At 35.8% G+C, this 16,940-nt stretch carries 15 protein-coding genes; 10 read left to right on the top strand and 5 right to left on the bottom strand.

The genetic code is table 11. The features are described from left to right. Nucleotides 1–3 precede the first annotated feature (3 nt). Nucleotides 4–633, top strand: a complete 630-nt coding sequence (locus J8L70_RS03975; RefSeq protein WP_211054185.1) for a Vat family streptogramin A O-acetyltransferase — start codon at nt 4–6, stop codon at nt 631–633. Between the two features lies 1 nt (nt 634). Here J8L70_RS03975 and J8L70_RS03970 read toward each other — a convergent pair whose 3' ends face one another. Next, nucleotides 635–1,069, bottom strand: coding sequence for an ATP-binding protein (locus J8L70_RS03970; protein WP_211054184.1), 435 nt, complete (start codon nt 1,067–1,069; stop codon nt 635–637). Between the two features lie 257 nt (nt 1,070–1,326). On the opposite strand from J8L70_RS03970, the gene asnS reads away from it, so the two are divergent. From asnS to J8L70_RS03955, 3 genes are all read left to right on the top strand, one after another. After that, nucleotides 1,327–2,724 (top strand): asparagine--tRNA ligase, encoded by a 1,398-nt coding sequence (asnS, locus tag J8L70_RS03965; protein WP_211054183.1) that lies wholly within the window; start codon nt 1,327–1,329, stop codon nt 2,722–2,724. 228 nt (nt 2,725–2,952) lie between these two features. After that, the gene (locus tag J8L70_RS03960; RefSeq protein ID WP_211054182.1) at nt 2,953–3,387 is read left to right on the top strand and encodes a MerR family DNA-binding transcriptional regulator; all 435 of its coding nucleotides are present in this window, start codon (nt 2,953–2,955) and stop codon (nt 3,385–3,387) included. A 532-nt stretch (nt 3,388–3,919) separates the two neighbouring features. Then, the gene (locus J8L70_RS03955; RefSeq protein WP_211054181.1) at nt 3,920–4,798 is read left to right on the top strand and encodes a LysR family transcriptional regulator; all 879 of its coding nucleotides are present in this window, start codon (nt 3,920–3,922) and stop codon (nt 4,796–4,798) included. Between the two features lie 326 nt (nt 4,799–5,124). Here J8L70_RS03955 and msrA read toward each other — a convergent pair whose 3' ends face one another. Then, nucleotides 5,125–6,405, bottom strand: a complete 1,281-nt coding sequence (gene msrA / locus J8L70_RS03950; RefSeq protein ID WP_211054180.1) for a peptide-methionine (S)-S-oxide reductase MsrA — start codon at nt 6,403–6,405, stop codon at nt 5,125–5,127. 172 nt (nt 6,406–6,577) lie between these two features. Between msrA and pxpB the strand changes: the two genes are divergently transcribed. The 4 genes from pxpB to J8L70_RS03930 all read left to right on the top strand — a co-directional run bounded on the left by pxpB (nt 6,578) and on the right by J8L70_RS03930 (nt 12,177). Continuing rightward, nucleotides 6,578–7,243, top strand: coding sequence for a 5-oxoprolinase subunit PxpB (gene pxpB, locus J8L70_RS03945; RefSeq protein WP_211054179.1), 666 nt, complete (start codon nt 6,578–6,580; stop codon nt 7,241–7,243). Beyond that, nucleotides 7,240–8,175: a biotin-dependent carboxyltransferase family protein gene (locus J8L70_RS03940; protein WP_211054178.1), complete on the top strand. Its 936-nt coding sequence runs from the start codon at nt 7,240–7,242 to the stop codon at nt 8,173–8,175. Before pxpB ends, J8L70_RS03940 begins: the two co-directional genes overlap by 4 nt. A 333-nt stretch (nt 8,176–8,508) precedes the next feature. Then, nucleotides 8,509–10,176: an asparagine synthase B gene (gene asnB, locus J8L70_RS03935; protein WP_211054177.1), complete on the top strand. Its 1,668-nt coding sequence runs from the start codon at nt 8,509–8,511 to the stop codon at nt 10,174–10,176. A gap of 408 nt (nt 10,177–10,584) precedes the next feature. Continuing rightward, nucleotides 10,585–12,177 carry a BCCT family transporter gene (locus J8L70_RS03930; protein ID WP_211054176.1) on the top strand — a complete coding sequence of 531 codons (1,593 nt, stop codon included), beginning with the start codon at nt 10,585–10,587 and terminating at the stop codon, nt 12,175–12,177. A 176-nt stretch (nt 12,178–12,353) separates the two neighbouring features. On the opposite strand, the gene J8L70_RS03925 is transcribed toward J8L70_RS03930, so the two are convergent. Then, on the bottom strand, nt 12,354–13,361 hold the full coding sequence (locus tag J8L70_RS03925) for a rhodanese-related sulfurtransferase (RefSeq protein ID WP_211054175.1): 1,008 nt from the start codon (nt 13,359–13,361) through the stop codon (nt 12,354–12,356). Nucleotides 13,362–13,569: 208 nt separating this feature from the next. Here J8L70_RS03925 and J8L70_RS03920 point away from each other — a divergent pair, with 208 nt between their 5' ends. After that, nucleotides 13,570–14,898, top strand: coding sequence for a DEAD/DEAH box helicase (locus tag J8L70_RS03920; protein ID WP_211054174.1), 1,329 nt, complete (start codon nt 13,570–13,572; stop codon nt 14,896–14,898). 2 nt (nt 14,899–14,900) lie between these two features. Next, on the top strand, nt 14,901–15,731 hold the full coding sequence (locus J8L70_RS03915) for a S1-like domain-containing RNA-binding protein (RefSeq protein WP_211054173.1): 831 nt from the start codon (nt 14,901–14,903) through the stop codon (nt 15,729–15,731). A gap of 37 nt (nt 15,732–15,768) precedes the next feature. On the opposite strand, the gene J8L70_RS03910 is transcribed toward J8L70_RS03915, so the two are convergent. Both J8L70_RS03910 and pyrF read right to left on the bottom strand, forming a co-directional pair. Continuing rightward, nucleotides 15,769–16,143 (bottom strand): hypothetical protein, encoded by a 375-nt coding sequence (locus J8L70_RS03910; protein WP_211054172.1) that lies wholly within the window; start codon nt 16,141–16,143, stop codon nt 15,769–15,771. A gap of 88 nt (nt 16,144–16,231) precedes the next feature. Further along, nucleotides 16,232–16,939: an orotidine-5'-phosphate decarboxylase gene (gene pyrF, locus J8L70_RS03905; RefSeq protein WP_211054171.1), complete on the bottom strand. Its 708-nt coding sequence runs from the start codon at nt 16,937–16,939 to the stop codon at nt 16,232–16,234. Nucleotide 16,940: the final 1 nt, after the last annotated feature.

Below are 16,940 nucleotides of genomic sequence, written 5' to 3'. Positions count from 1 at the left end.
TACATGAGGGGACCAAACCCAGATACACCCTACCCTATGGTTGGTTTTAATCAAGTCGGTTTTTTAAAAAACTTTATTAAATCAAACAATATACATGTTGGTGATTACACTTATTTTGATGATCCTAATGGACCTGAGAACTTTGAAAATAATGTGCTTTACCACTTTGATTTTATAGGCGATAAACTCATTATTGGTAAGTTTTGTGCCATAGCTAAAAATGTCACTTTTATAATGAATGGCGCAAACCATGCAAATAGTGGGTTTACCACTTACCCATTTTATATATTTGGTAATGGTTGGGAAAAAGCAGCACCGGCGGCTAATACATTACCATTTAAAGGAAACACTGAAATAGGCAATGACGTATGGATTGGTTACGACGCTACTATCATGCCGGGTATTAAAATTGGCCATGGTGCTATTATAGCGAGCAAATCGGTGGTAACTAAAGATGTCCCCAGCTACAGCGTGGTAGGCGGTAATCCTGCAAAAGTAATTAAAATGCGCTTTGATCAAGCGACAATCGCCGACTTAGAATCAATTGCTTGGTGGGATTGGCCAATTGAAAAGATCTCAAAAAACTTAATCGCTATAACCCATAACGATTTAAGTAAACTAAAAAGCCTTTAGTCTACCATTCAAACATATACGCCATTTTACTAATCGTTTTTAAAGGAATTTGGTGACTATTACGCTTTGCATATAAATGCTGTAACGATTTATCTTTAATCTCACCGACAATGACTTCTTTCACTTGATAACCTAACGCAACAGCAGCTTGTGTATAAGCAATAAATTCCCATTTTTTGATATTCGTGTTATCAACAATAACTAAAGGTATATTTTGCGCTAATGCATTTATAAAGCGTGCTAAATTTAAATTATGGTATTGCGATAATTTAAACTTATCAAAATGATAATCGCCCTGCTCGTTTTCAAAATAATCGTCTGTAGAGCAAATTAAATATTGGCTGTCGTCAGCACCGGCCATTTCATCCGCTAAGTTTTGTGCATAATATGACTTACCGCTTCCAGGTAATCCACGTAATATAAATACTTGTTTCATAACTTCCATTAATATTAATTTTTGTTGTTAGATAATTTCTTAGTAATCATGCCACAAATTTGTACTTTTTAAGAGAGTGAAATACCAAATAATCAGATATACACCCTTTATTTGACTAAAAAATAATCGCTTGTGCAAAAACTTATAAAGAGTTGCCTGCAAATGTTTTTTTATTTGCAGTTACTAGGTAAGATACAAGGTTCAAGTGCAAAGCACAGATTAATTTATATTAGGCAACTTATATCATTGGAGTGAAGATGAGCCATTTAGCGATTACAGAGCTATTAAAAGGCAACGTTGCGGAAGACAGCCAAGTTACAGTAAAAGGCTGGATCCGTACTCGCCGCGATTCAAAAGCAGGAATATCATTTTTAGCCGTTCATGACGGTTCGTGTTTTGATCCTATTCAAGCGGTAGTACCTAATTCACTGAATAATTATGACGAAGTAACAAGCTTAACTGCGGGTTGTTCTGTTTCAGTAACTGGTGTGTTAGTTAAATCTGCAGGTAAAGGCCAGTCTTTCGAAATACAAGCAAATAGCGTGACAGTTTTAGGCTGGGTAGAAAACCCGGATTCTTACCCAATGGCCGCTAAACGTCACAGCATTGAGTATCTACGTGAACATGCGCATTTACGCCCGCGTACAAATATGATTGGTGCCGTAACACGTGTACGTAACTGTTTAGCACAAGCTATACATCGTTTTTATCACGAGCAAGGTTTTTATTGGATCAGTACTCCTATAATTACAGCGAGTGATTGTGAAGGTGCCGGTGAAATGTTTCAAGTTTCAACACTTGATATGCAAAACTTACCTCGCACAGATAAAGGTGATGTAGATTACAGTGAAGATTTTTTCGGTAAAGAAGCTTTCTTAACGGTTTCTGGCCAATTAAATGGCGAAACATATGCTTCAGCGATGTCTAAAATCTATACGTTTGGCCCTACTTTTAGAGCAGAAAACTCAAACACGTCACGTCATTTAGCCGAGTTCTGGATGGTTGAACCTGAAGTCGCATTTGCCGATTTAGAAGATATCGCTAAACTTGCCGAAAATATGCTTAAGTATGTGTTTAAGGCCGTATTAGAAGAGCGTCGTGATGATATGGAGTTCTTTGCTTTACGTGTTGAAAAAACAGCAATCAGTCGTTTAGAAGAATTTGTTGAAAAAGACTTTGCTCAAGTAGATTATACTGATGCCGTTGAAATCTTAAAAAACTGTGGCAAAAAGTTTGAATATGCTGTTGATTGGGGTGTTGATTTACAATCTGAGCACGAACGTTACCTAGCTGAAGAGCACTTTAAGGCGCCGGTTGTTATTAAAAATTACCCACGTGACATAAAAGCATTTTACATGCGTCAAAATGAAGACGGCAAAACAGTTGCGGCTATGGATGTAGTTGCCCCAGGTATTGGCGAAATCATTGGCGGTTCTCAGCGTGAAGAACGTTTAGATGTACTTGATGCCAGACTAGAAGAAATGGGTCTAAATAAAGAAGATTACAGTTGGTACCGTGACTTACGTAAGTACGGCAGTGTACCTCATTCAGGATTTGGTTTAGGTTTTGAACGTCTTGTTGCTTATGTAACAGGTATGGGTAACGTTCGCGATGTAATTGCGTTCCCTCGTACCAAAGGTAGTGCAACTTACTAACTACTCGCTTTACAAAAACCAGCCTATATAGGCTGGTTTTTTGTTCATACTATCTTGTATTAATTTATACTATTGTTACTGAACTCAGTTAACATTACCTAATAACTCATCATTGCCAACTTCATCTATCGATTAATTTCACCGAGTATGTTAAATTCCTAGCCATAAATTTTACCTTTACGTAAAGTGTGGTTATATTTATACAATATGACCAAGGTATACATAAATATGAAAGAAGAAATAGAAACCACATTTGCAAACTCTGCTGCTCAATCTAAAACAAGTGAGCAAACCTTTAGCATTAGCCAGCTTGCTAAAGAGTTTAGCATCACTACTCGGTCGATTAGATTTTATGAAGATGAAGGTTTAATAACCCCTGAACGTAAAGGTCAAACAAGGATTTATACTAAGCGAGATAAAGTTCGCTTAAAACTTATTTTAAGAGGTAAACGTTTAGGTTTTTCATTAGCAGAGACTGGACGACTATTTGAGTTATATGATGCAGATAATTCAAGCGCAAAACAATTAGCAACAATGATTAAGCTAATTAGTGAAAAGAAAGCTGATTTATCCCAGCAAATGGAAGATATAAAGGTTGTTTTAATGGAGTTAGTCACTGCTGAAAAACGCTGTAAAGAAACTTTAAGTAAAATTAATCAATGAATTAAATTGCAAATCCTATTCTTCGTCATTAAATTACACTAACCGTTAAATTTAATCACATGATTGATGTAACTATTTATAAAGCGCGTTGCACAAGCGCTTTAAGATAGATATTATGTATATTAAAGCGTGTAACGTTTTAATAAATATTAAAATCTATAAATAACATTGCGTTTGTTTATTAAAATAGGTATATCATTAAATATTAAATTTTTAATCTGAAAAATAACAACAGCTAAAAAACAATTAACTAAGATTGAAAATTGTACCGTCCTCATTCCCAGTGCCGTAGGCGCTGAGTTACCCAAAATCCCTCGCAAGAGGGATTTTTTTTAACTTTATTTTGAACAAGATCCATTAACTTCAGCATAATTAATTTAACTTCTATGATTTATGCACTATATTGTAATATTAATGCACCATCATTGTGATATGATTTACTTTGTATATTATAACTATATGATGTTATTGTATTTATTTTTTGGTTCGAATTTTGCCTATTAGGCATTCTATAAATTAATTATTGGAAAACATGCAAACACCTATACGTGGCCTACGATCTTTTTGCGTAGCAGCAAGAAGTTTAAGTTTTAAACATGCAGCAAATGAGTTGTATTTAACTCCTTCGGCTGTCAGTCATCAGATAAAACAGCTGGAAGAGCAGCTTGGTATCGAGTTGTTTCATCGGCAAACGCGTTCTATCAGTTTAACCGCTGCAGGTAAGAATTTTTTTGATGCGATTTCGCCTTTGATAGGTGCATTAGAAAGTACAATCAATGAATTTAGTCAAATGCAGCAAAATGTAAATTTAACGATTACATTACCTGAATTCTTTGCTAGCGAATTATTAATGCCTAAATTAAGTGAATGGACTTCAGAGCACCCTAATATTAATTTACAAATGGATACGCTTAAAACGAGAAAAGAACTAACACGCCATAGTGATTTATCGATTATTTTATCATCCAGTAAACCTCCTGAAGGGCTAGCAACAGAATTATTTGCACTTGAATATATCCCTGCCTGTAACAAAGAATTGCACTCGCAATGGCGTAATGAACATCGCCAAGCTTTAAATCAACTGCCATTAATACTTCATAAAGCACGACCTTGGGCATGGCACCAATGGGCCGAAAAAAATGGGATTAAAGATTTTTCTCCAAAACAAATTATACAAATAGATAGTATGTTTGGTGTTGCAAGAGCTGCCCAACAGGGGATGGGAATTGCACTTATCCCTTTGCCAATTAGCCAAAGTTGGCTAGATGAAAAACTAATTTGGAAATTATTCGATCAACCACTTACAACAAAAGATAAGTATTACTTGGTACAACATGAAGCAAGTACACCAAACCAGCCCTTAAATATATTTGCAAAATGGATGGTATCTACCTTTCAGGCAAAAAGTTAATTTATTAAAAAGCCCCTGTTTTGGGGCTTAATCTAGCTCTTATCTATACTTAGCATATATTTTATTCTCATATTACTTAATGCTGAGATAACTTAGTTATTTTCATCTATTAAATTTGATTTGATCGTTTGTGAAGTCGCCTTTCAAGCTATAACATGCTTTTGTTGAAATACATGAACCATTAATATATTTATCTGCTTAATTAAAGCGAATAGTAAAGTAAAATATTTTTTGTTTATGTATAAATTTAGCTTAAGCAACCACTTAAGCTAAACTGATTTTATCAGCTCAAGCCTAACCCTTGAGCTGACTTTTCAACATAAATATTAACGCGGAATAAATTCTAATACAGTGGCATTTATACAATACCTATCTTGCCCTTTAGGTCCTTCCCTTTCAAAAACATGACCTAAATGTATCCCCGTACTTTTTGAGCGTAGCTCCGTACGTTTCATTCCCCAACTACTATCATCGTGCTCAGTAACACTATTATTTATGGGTTTTGTAAATGAAAGCCAACCAGTCCCTGAATTAAACCTATCGCGGGTATCAAATAATGGCTCTCCACTTAGCTTATCGACAAATACTCCATCGGGTGTATCTTTAAATACTTTATACTCTTTACAGTAAGGGCGGTCAGTTTTAGCATTAAACGCGACTTTATATGCATAAGTGTTGCCTAATTTAAACTTACCTAACGCTTTATAAAAATCGGGCGAACTCATATAGCCTGGGTGTGCATAAACTTCACTGCCATTTTCTAAAAATAGGATTGTAGGCGTTGCCCAAGTCGCTGATTTTATCTTTAAACCCTGTAGTTGATTAGCATGACGAAAACTCATATTAATTGTGCCTTTATAGCTATTCGCGACTTCTTTTTTAAATTTTTCACAATATGGGCAATAGCTTTGTGAATCGATAACCACGATTTGTTTACCTATAAGTAATGATGAGTTGTCGACCTTATTTTCTTCACTATTTTTAAACTTAACACCGGTAGTTGTTTGCGGGCATGACGCATTGGGGTTTTTCTGTAAATAATTTTGATGATATTGCTCTGCTGGAAAAAACGAAGTTAACGGCTTTATATCCGTCTGTATTTGCTCAAAGCCTGCATTATCAAGTAATTGTTGATATGAGTTTTTTACTTTTATTGCTACTTCAGCTTGTTGCTCAGTCGTTGTGAGTATAATTGAGCGATACTGAGTGCCGATATCAGTACCTTGCTTATTTTTTTGTGTAGGATCGTGGTTTTCAAAAAAATGTTGCAACAACGCATCTGTAGAAATGATATTACTGTTGTATGTGATCTGCACAACTTCAGCATAGTTATTTTCATCGTACCGACGTGCTTGATTAGTTATGTTTTTATAATTGGCTTCAAAACCATGTCCATCTGCATAACCTGATTCAGCATCGATAACCCCTGGGATTGACTCAAAACGCTTCTCTACTCCCCAAAAACACCCTGCCCCTAACACAATTTTTTTAATGTGCATGGTTGCTTTGCTAGTTTGTTGGTGTACTTTTTCCATCGATAAAGCGTTAGTATTTGAACTTAAAAGCATTGTGATGATAATAATGAATATTGAATAAAAGCGTGCCATAAAAACCTCTCTTTAATTACTTAGTGAATAAGACCTGTAACAAAGAAAATTCATTTCAATAAATTTATAGACTCAGCAGTCTAATTTATTAACACGGTAAAATTAGTTTATTCTTAAACAATTAATGTTTAGTGTGATAGCGTAAAAATAAATGAGTAAGAATGTTAGTACTATGAAAATAAAACCACTAATATCTATTGTTAATAATAATACTGTATTGATAGATGCCACTAACAATGCTGGAAACACTCTTCAAATTCAAAAGTATATTTGGACTTTGGCTGATAAATTAAAACGTAATTTTGAGTGCATTGATTTAGTACCGGCTATGAATACTCTCACACTTTATTTTGATGCATTAATAATTGATGATGAGTGTATTAACGCCATCTCTTATATTTGTAATAATACGACCGCCGGTAATTTTACGTCACGCAAACATATCATCGAAACTCATTATAATGGTGAGGATATCGACACCGTTGCTAAGTATCATAATATGTCTGTCGAGACGTTAATTAAGGTTCATTCGAACGCGATATATCATGTTTTATTTTTAGGTTTTCAGCCTGGGTTTGCATACCTGCACGGGTTATGTCCCTCAATACACACCCCTAGACGCTCTGAACCAAGACTTAAGGTGCCAAAAGGCGCTATTGCTATAGGCGCAACTCAAACAGGTATATATCCAGCGGATTCTCCTGGTGGGTGGCATATCATCGCCCATACAACATCATCTTTATTCGATATTACTAATGACGCTAGGCCCTGCTTGTTTGAACCCGGTGATACGATTCAATTTAAACCAATCGGTCTTAATGATAAGGAGCAACTATGATTGAAATTATTAAGCCTGGAATATTACTCACAGTGCAAGATGCTGGCAGAAATGGTTACCGGCATTTAGGAGTAAGTAAGGCCGGTTGTTTAGACCCTATCGCACAAAAAGTAGCGAATAAACTTATTGGTAATAATGAGAATGCTGCCGTTTTAGAGCTCTCGTATGGGCTTGCTCAAATCAAATTTCATGCTCAAACAGTCATAGCCCTAACAGGCGCAGACTTAGGGGCTAAACTTGACTCTTCTCCCATATATCATGGATGGAATTATGAAATCAATAAAGGGCAAACTCTGACATTCGCAAGTTCAAAAAATGGATTAACGGCTTATATTGCAATACAAGGAGGCCTGTGTGTTCAGCCTGTGATGGGATCGGCTGCAACGGACCTCACTGCAAATTTTGGTGGATTTAAAGGCCGTTCGTTAAACGCAGGTGATAAATTGCTTATTAACAATACACAGCACAGTGAATTTATAAAAATGGGAGCTGTTTTATTAAATTCGCGTAACCATATTCGGCTTCACCCTAGCATTCATCATAAAATATTAGGCGATGAATTAATTAATCAATTTATAGATTCTACCTATACCATGAGCGAGCACAGTAATAGGATGGGTGCTCGTTTAAGTACTGATGTTGAGGGACGCTTAGCACATAAACATTCTCTAAAATCTTTAGCTGTTGCACCTGGTTCAATTCAGCTACCGCCCAATGGTAAGCCTATAATTTTATTAAATGACTGCCAAACAACCGGAGGATACCCATTGCTGGGAACTGTTATAGCAGCAGATATTCATTATTTTGCTCAAATAAAGCCAAGCGATACAATCAGTTTCGAATATGTCGATTTAAATCAATCTAAACAGGCTTTATTAGAACAACGAGCTTACTTAGCAAAATTAACTTATGCGATAAATAATAAAAACTGAAACGGCAGCTAAATGACTCTCTAAGCGCCATTGAATTTTATTGATACATATGAAAATAAGCGATAAATAGTTAAAGTCAGCTGTGGCGTTTATTTTCAGCAATGTGTGCAATAGAGACTAAAAATTGCACATTGTTTTCAATATCTTGACTGAAAAACTAGCATTATTAGCGGGTATTTAATGTATTCTAAATATCATAAACCCAATAATGCATGAATTATTCTAAATAATTAGTAAAAGCAGTGTGACTTAGGTAAATATTTCTGTTAAAACAGAGGTTCGCAGTTTGACATGCAGTCTAGCTGCAATCATATATAGGAATGAGGAGTTACTATGTGTTCAATTTTTGGTGTTTTAGACATAAAGTCTGATGCCGCCCAATTGCGTACTCAAGCAATTGAAATGTCAAAATTATTACGTCACCGAGGACCTGATTGGTCTGGTGTGTATTCATCTGAGAAAGCAATTTTAGTGCACGAACGTCTAGCAATTGTAGGCGTATCTAGCGGTGCACAACCTCTATATAACCCAGAAAAAACCAATATTCTTGCTGTTAATGGTGAAATTTATAACCATAAAGAGTTAGCGAGTGAACTTGAGGTTGATTTTAAATTTCAAACACAATCTGATTGTGAAGTTATTTTAGCGCTTTATAAACAAAAAGGGCCTGAGTTTTTAGATGATCTAAATGGTATCTTTGCATTTTGTTTATACGACGAAGAACAAGATGCTTACTTAATAGGCCGCGACCACATTGGTATTATCCCACTTTATACCGGGCATGACGAACATGGTAATTTTTATGTTGCATCTGAACTAAAAGCCTTAGCGCCTATTTGTAAACATATCGAAGAGTTTCCACCAGGACATTACCTGTATAGTAAAGAGGGTAAATTAACCCCTTATTACAAACGTGATTGGCAAAGCTTTGAAGCCGTAAAAGATAACGATGCTCAAGCCGAAGACGTTAAAGATGCCCTAGAAAGTGCAGTTAAACGCCAACTCATGTGTGATGTACCTTATGGTGTGTTACTTTCTGGTGGTTTAGATTCGTCAGTTATTTCAGCAATCACACAACGTTTTGCAGCAAAACGTGTTGAAGATAATGATGAAAGCGATGCTTGGTGGCCAAAACTTCATTCATTTTCAGTTGGCCTTGAAGGCTCGCCTGATTTAGCCGCAGCACAGAAAGTTGCAGATATGATTGGAACGATTCACCACCCTATTCACTTTACTATCCAAGAAGGTATTGATGCCTTACGTGAAGTGATTTACCACATAGAAACTTACGATGTTACAACAATTAGAGCATCGACCCCAATGTATTTAATGGCGCGCCAAATAAAAGCAATGGGGATTAAAATGGTTCTATCTGGCGAGGGTGCTGATGAACTATTTGGTGGGTATTTATACTTCCATAAAGCACCTAATGCTCAAGAGTTTCATGAGGAATTAAACCGTAAAGTATCAAAACTACATATGTTTGACTGTTTACGTGCTAACAAATCAATGGCAGCTTGGGGTGTAGAAGCTCGCGTGCCTTTCTTAGATAAAGAGTTTGTTGATATTGCTATGCGCACAAACCCACAAGCTAAAATGTGTACAGATGGTAAAATTGAAAAGCATATTTTACGTGAAGGGTTTGATGGCTACCTTCCTGAAGAAGTATTATGGCGTCAAAAAGAACAGTTTTCTGATGGTGTAGGTTATAGTTGGATTGATACTTTAAAAGAATTTGTTGCCGAGCAAGTAAGCGACCAAGATTTAGAAAATGCAAAGTACAAATACCCTATTAATACACCAGATTCTAAAGAAGCATACTACTATCGCACCATTTTTGAAGGTCACTTCCCTGGGGACGCTGCTGCTAAATGTGTTCCACATGGAAAATCTGTAGCATGTTCAACTCCTGAAGCACTTGCATGGGATGAATCATTCCAAAACAATGCCGATCCATCGGGCCGTGCTGCCGGCGTTCATAATGATGCCTATAAAGGTTAAACTTAACTACTTTTTATAAACACTAAAAGCACTATTTAATATAGTGCTTTTTTATTTGTCTTATTTAAAACAAGTAGCAATAAGCACATAACTGTCACTCAGTCTGTTTTCCTACTTTCCATTGTAATCACTTTTCTTTATATAGTTATTTAAAATACATTAAATTATAAAGTACTTAAGAATATAAAGACGCCGGTCATTTTTCCTTTAAACTCATTTCAATTCTAATAATTTACAAAATAAAATACTAATATCGTTTTTTATAAATTTATCCCTGATAATTCATTTACTTTTGCAGCTATGTTTATACACTGGTTATAAATATAGTTAGAATTGAAATTAAAAATAGTTTTAAAGTACGATATAAAAACAATTTAATTACCGTATGGATAAATAAATAGGCCTTAAATGAGCATACAAAAAGATAAGTATAATATTGATAATACTGATTACACTATTGGACAGGACAATGTGCAAAAATGGGGATTTGATATTCACAATCCTGTTTTTGGTTTTAGCACTGGATTAATTTTATTATTTTTAGTTTTAGTATTAACTGCTGATCCAAAAGCGGTAAACACTCTGCTTAATGGTATAAAAAATGACATTATTCAAAGCTTTGACGTTTTGTTTATGTGGGCAACAAACTTCTTTGTTTTATTTTGTTTAGCCTTAATTGTCTCCCCTTTTGGGAAAATTAGATTAGGTGGTGATTCTGCTCAACCGGATCACTCCTTTATTTCGTGGCTTGCCATGTTATTTGCGGCAGGGATGGGTATTGGGTTAATGTTTTGGGGAGTTGCGGAGCCTGTAGCATACTACACAAACTGGTTTGGTACGCCTTTAAATGTAACCCCTCAAACCCCTGAAGCTGCTAAATTAGCAATGGGTGCAACCCTGTTTCATTGGGGCCTTCATCCGTGGGCTATTTACGCAGTAGTGGCACTCTCTTTAGCATTTTTTACTTATAACAAAGGGCTCCCACTGTCTATACGCTCTATCTTTTATCCCATTTTAGGTGAGCGTACATGGGGGTGGCCTGGTCATATTATCGATATTTTAGCCGTATTAGCGACTTTATTTGGCTTAGCTACGTCATTGGGTTTAGGAGCGCAACAAGCTGCTGCTGGGATTAATCACGTATTTGGTTTAAAAAATGATTTATCGTTACAAATAGCAATTATTATCGGTGTCACAACGCTTGCAATTATATCTGTTATACGTGGGATACATGGTGGCGTTAAATTATTGAGCAACCTTAATATGCTCATAGCAATGTTATTGCTTATATTTGTGTGCATTGTTGGATTTTCGGTAAGTATGGATAATGTCTCAACTACTTTATTCGGGTATATAGAAAATATAATTCCTTTAAGTAACCCTCATCAACGAGAAGACGAAGCTTGGATGCACAGCTGGACTGTATTTTACTGGGCATGGTGGATTTCTTGGTCACCATTCGTTGGAATGTTTATTGCCCGAGTTTCTAAAGGGAGAACAATTCGAGAATTTTTAATAGCGGTATTACTCATTCCTACTTTAGTTACTTTGTTATGGATGTCTATATATGGCGGCATTGCGATTGATCAAGTTAAACAAGGCATAGGCTCACTAGCTATTGATGGCTTAAAAGAAGTCCCCTTAGCTATGTTTTCAATGTTTGACGAATTACCAATGACAGATATTATTTCTTCTATTGCTGTTATATTGATCCTTGTATTTTTCGTCACTTCATCTGATTCTGGATCATTAGTCATCGATTCAATAACCGCAGGTGGGAAAGTCGATGCACCCATACCTCAACGTATTTTTTGGGCTTCAGTAGAAGGAGCGATAGCCGCAGCGCTTTTATGGATTGGCGGTGAAAATGCAATAGGAGCACTTCAAGCTGGTACCATATCAACCGGGTTACCTTTCACAATTATTTTAATAATTATGTGTTTTAGCTTAGTGTTAGGGCTTCGTACAGAACCTAGCTATAAGAAAGGGCTTCGTGATTAATTTACGATTGTTGTCACTATTTAATTTTGTTTAAGCTAGCTTTTTATATCCCGCTTAACAACATATAGACCTTTTGGTCTAAATAGGTATTTAATAAATGTAGTAAATATTTTATATCAGTGACATTGCTAGGAATAAACCACTTAGTTATAACTAAGTGGTTTAATTTAATCAGATTATTTCGCGCGTTGCGCTTGTTTGATTGCTTGTTTCTTATCTTTACGTTGCTTTAACACCGCTTGCGCTTCGTTACCTATGTGTCCTTCACCTCTTGCTTGTGCAAGTTCAATTTGTTTTTGACGTTCAGCAAAACGGGCTCTTTGTTCATCAGTCACATTATCAATACAATGATGACACGATACGCCTTCTGCATACTCAGGCTTTAGCTTTTCTTCTTCTGTAATAGGCATACGACAAGCATGACATTGATCATAAGCCCCTTTTTGTAGGTCGTGATCGACTGCCACTCGATTATCAAAAACAAAACATTCACCTTCCCACATGGTTTCTTCTTGGGGTACTTCCTCAAGGTATTTTAAAATACCTCCTTCTAAGTGGTATACCTCATCAAATCCCTGCTCTTTCATGTAAGCTGTTGATTTTTCGCAGCGTATACCCCCAGTGCAAAACATAGCAACTTTTTTATGTTTTTCTGGATCTAGGTTTTCTTTTGCCCACTGAGGGAATTCTCTAAATGTTTTTGTATTGGGATCGACTGCATTTTGGAATGTACCAATTTCAATTTCATAATCATTTCGAGTGTCAATTAAAACAACATCAGGGTCAGAGATAAGTGCGTTCCAATCTTTAGGTTTTACATAACTACCAACAACTTTTAAAGGATCAACACCTTCAACACCCATAGTGACAATTTCATTTTTTAATTTTACTTTAGTACGATAAAACGGGCATTCATCGTCAAATGATTCTTTGGTAACAATATTATCTAAATGTTCTTGTTTATCGAGCCAGCTTAGTAAATTATCGATGCTTTCACGCTTGGCCGAAACCGTACCGTTAATACCTTCAGCTGCAAGTAATAAAGTACCGCGTACATCATTTTTTTGCATAACATCAAGTAATGGTTCGCGCAGTGCCTCAAAATTCGGTAACGAGACAAATTTATAAAGAGCACAAACAACATAATGTTGGTCAGTCACATATTTCTTATCAATAGCAGTCATTATAGTTTTCCTATTTTGCTTTGGTGCCAAAAGTGGCAATAACCGAATCGTAAATCCGGCGCATATGGGGCGCGTATTTTACGCTTTTTAAAATTAAATGCAAAAAATCAGTTTATAATTTCTATTTTGCTATTAGCAACCTGTCTGTGTACGTTATAATAACCAAACTAAACGTTACCGAATTTTGCTTATTTTGGAGAAATACACATTGCAGTTTACTGATCTTGGGATTGATACTCGCCTTGAAACACAACTAGCACATCAGGGGATCACCCAGCCCACCGACATTCAAGCGCATGCAGTGCCAACAGCACTAGCAGGGCATGATATATTCGCTCAGTCAAAAACTGGGTCGGGCAAAACATTAGCGTTTTTATTACCAGCTGTACAGCGAGTAATGAAACAAAAAGCGCTCAGTAAACGTGATCCACGGGTATTAATTGTTGCCCCAACTCGTGAACTTGCTACGCAGGTATTTACCCAACTACGTTTATTGATAGCTGGCACAGCCATTAAATCAGTAAAAATTTTGGGGGGTGAAAACTTTAACGATCAGATAAAAGCGCTACGAAATGACCCTCAATTTGTCATTGCAACCCCTGGTCGCCTTGCTGATCATATCACTAAGCGCTCATTACAATTAAGCGGTTTAGAGTTACTCATTTTTGATGAGGCAGATCGTATTTTAGATTTAGGCTTTACTGAACAATTAAAATTAATAAACGAGCAAGCCAATCATCGTTTGCGCCAAACATTGTTATTTTCAGCAACATTAGATCATGCTCAAGTTGATGCTCTATCACGTAATTTATTAAAAAAACCAAAGCAAATTGCGCTTAGTGCCGCTAACGAGCAACACAGTGATATTAAGCAAACCTTGTATTTAGCTGATCATCTTGATCATAAAGAGGCTTTACTTGAACACTTTTTAACACAAGATAATGTGGGTCAATGTATTATTTTCACGGCCACGCGTGCAGATACAAGTCGTTTAAGTGAGTCATTAAATGCCAAAGGATTTAAATCTGTCGCGTTAGCGGGCGATTTAACACAAAATAAACGCCTAGATATTATGGATGCGTTTAGCCGCGAAAACTTTAAAATATTAATTACAACCGATGTTGCCTCACGTGGTTTAGATTTACTCAGTGTAACCCATGTAATTAATTTTGACTTACCAAAGCACGCCGAAGAATATGTTCATCGTATTGGTCGCACTGGCCGAGCTGGCTTTAAAGGTAACGCACTATCGTTAGTTGGCCCAAAAGATTGGCTAAGTTACTTAGCAATAAAATCATTTTTAAATGATGAGCTAACATTCTCAAGTGTTGATGGTTTAAAGGCTAAATTTAAAGGTCTAAAAGAGAAAAAACCAGTATCAGCATCTGGCAAAAATAAAGCACAGCCTGCTCTTACGAAAAAGCCAGCATTTAAACGTAAAACAAAACCTAAAAAACCGACGGCGCCTATTAAAGCCCCCCTAAATATCGATGGTGATACACCCATGCGCCGTAAAAAAAAGACTGAGCAGGAATAATTATGAGTTACCTTGGCACCACACAAACCTTATTTGTAAAAGAAGTTAGTAACGAAGGCGCATACCTAGATGGTCATGATTTAGGCGAAGTTTTTTTACCTAAACATGAAATAAAAGATGAATTAGAAGCTGGTGATAGTATTAGTGTTTTTATTTTTTTAGATAATGCTAATTTACCTACAGCAACAGTAAAAAAACCCCATGCTCAAGTAGGTGAATACGCCCTACTACGTGTTAAAGAAATTAATAGCATTGGCGCTTTTTTAGATTGGGGATTAGAAAAAGATGTACTTGCCCCTTTTAATGAACAAAAACCAAAGATGCAAGAAGGTCACTCTTACTTAATTCGATTGTATTTAGATAACGCAAGCCAACGTATTTGTGCATCATCTAACTTTAATCGATTTTTATCAAAAGATTTACCTGAGTATGAAAAGTTAGAAGAAGTTGATTTGATTGTCGCTGGTAAAACGGATATCGGTTATAAAGTATTAATCAACGAAGCACATTTTGGTGTTGTTTTTTATAATATGGTTTTTAAAAGCCTCTTTGTAGGTCAAAAACTCAAAGGTTATATTCAAAAAGTACGTGACGATGGAAAAATTGATGTTTTACTAGAAAAGCCAGGAATGGGTAAAGTAAGTGAACTTGGTGATAAAATACTAGAGAAGTTAAAAAACGAAGGTGGAGTACTTGCACTAGGTGATAAATCAGATCCTGAAGCAATAAAGCGTATATTTTCTACCAGTAAAGCAAACTACAAAAAGGCGATTGGTGGGTTATTTAAACAAGGTTTAATTGATATAGAAGCGAAATCCATTCGCTTAAAATAATGGTATAAATAATAGCGCATACAATTGTGTGCGTTTATTAACCTACGATATACTTATACGGTAAAGCACAGTGCTTATACTGCTGAGAATAATCTAACACAATGTCTTTTGATTGCAGATTTAGTGGAGCAAGTCTAAAAATCTTATCTGCACATTGTGCTTTATTGTTTTCATGCTGAGTTATGCATTCATCAATACTAACATTTTGAAACTCTAAAACTTCTTCATTAACATAGCATAAATGTTGTGCATATTTATCCATAGTTTCTTTAAAATCAAAGATATTAACCGGGTAACTAGAAATTATATCTGTCACTAAACTAGCCCCTTCATAAACTTTACTTGAAAATACATATTTATTAACTGAGAAAAATGCAATAAAAATACAAGTAGAACCAAAAATCAACTTCAAATCAAACCCTTACTACTAGAATTCATTTTATTAATGTACCATAAATAAATAATAATAAAAGGGTTTGGACCTTTTTTATTGCTTTTTGTTAATTAAAAATACTTTTGTTAACATCTTCTAAAACAAGGCTAGGATTAGAGGCTTGTGTAATCGGTCTACCTATCACTAAATAGTCACTACCCGCATCAATAGCCTGCTTAGGAGTCATAATTCTCTTTTGATCTCCAGCATCACTCCCCTGCGGTCGGATCCCAGGAGTTATTAACTTAAATGACTGACCCAATTCAGCTTTTAGTACACTCGCTTCTTGAGCAGAACAAACAACACCATCTAAGCCAGCTTCTTTTGTTAATTTAGCTAAATACATTACTTGCTCTTGTGGGGATTTTGTTATGCCCAATCGCTTAAGTTGAGCTTCATCCATACTGGTTAAAACTGTAACTGCAATCAGTAGAGGTGCTTTATCACCAAACTCATTAAGAGCTTGCTTTGCTTTTTCCATCATCTCTAATCCACCTGATGCATGCACATTAACCATCCATACGCCCAATTTAGCCGCTGCAGTAACTGCTTTAGCAACCGTATTCGGGATGTCATGAAATTTTAAATCTAGAAAAACATCAAAACCTAAATCAATTAACTCTTTAACAAAATCAGGACCGAAATACGTAAACATTTCTTTTCCGACTTTGAGTCTGCAGGTATCAGGTGATAATTGTTTTACAAAATCAAGTGCGGTTTGTTTTTCATCATAATCTAATGCTATGAGGACTTTTTTGTTATCTTCTAAAGACATA

The sequence above is a fragment of the Pseudoalteromonas sp. MMG010 genome (assembly GCF_018100905.1).
Taxonomy (GTDB): Bacteria; Pseudomonadota; Gammaproteobacteria; order Enterobacterales; family Alteromonadaceae; genus Pseudoalteromonas.
Note: the sequence above shows the minus strand (reverse complement) of the source record. Positions and strands in the feature narration are given on the sequence as shown.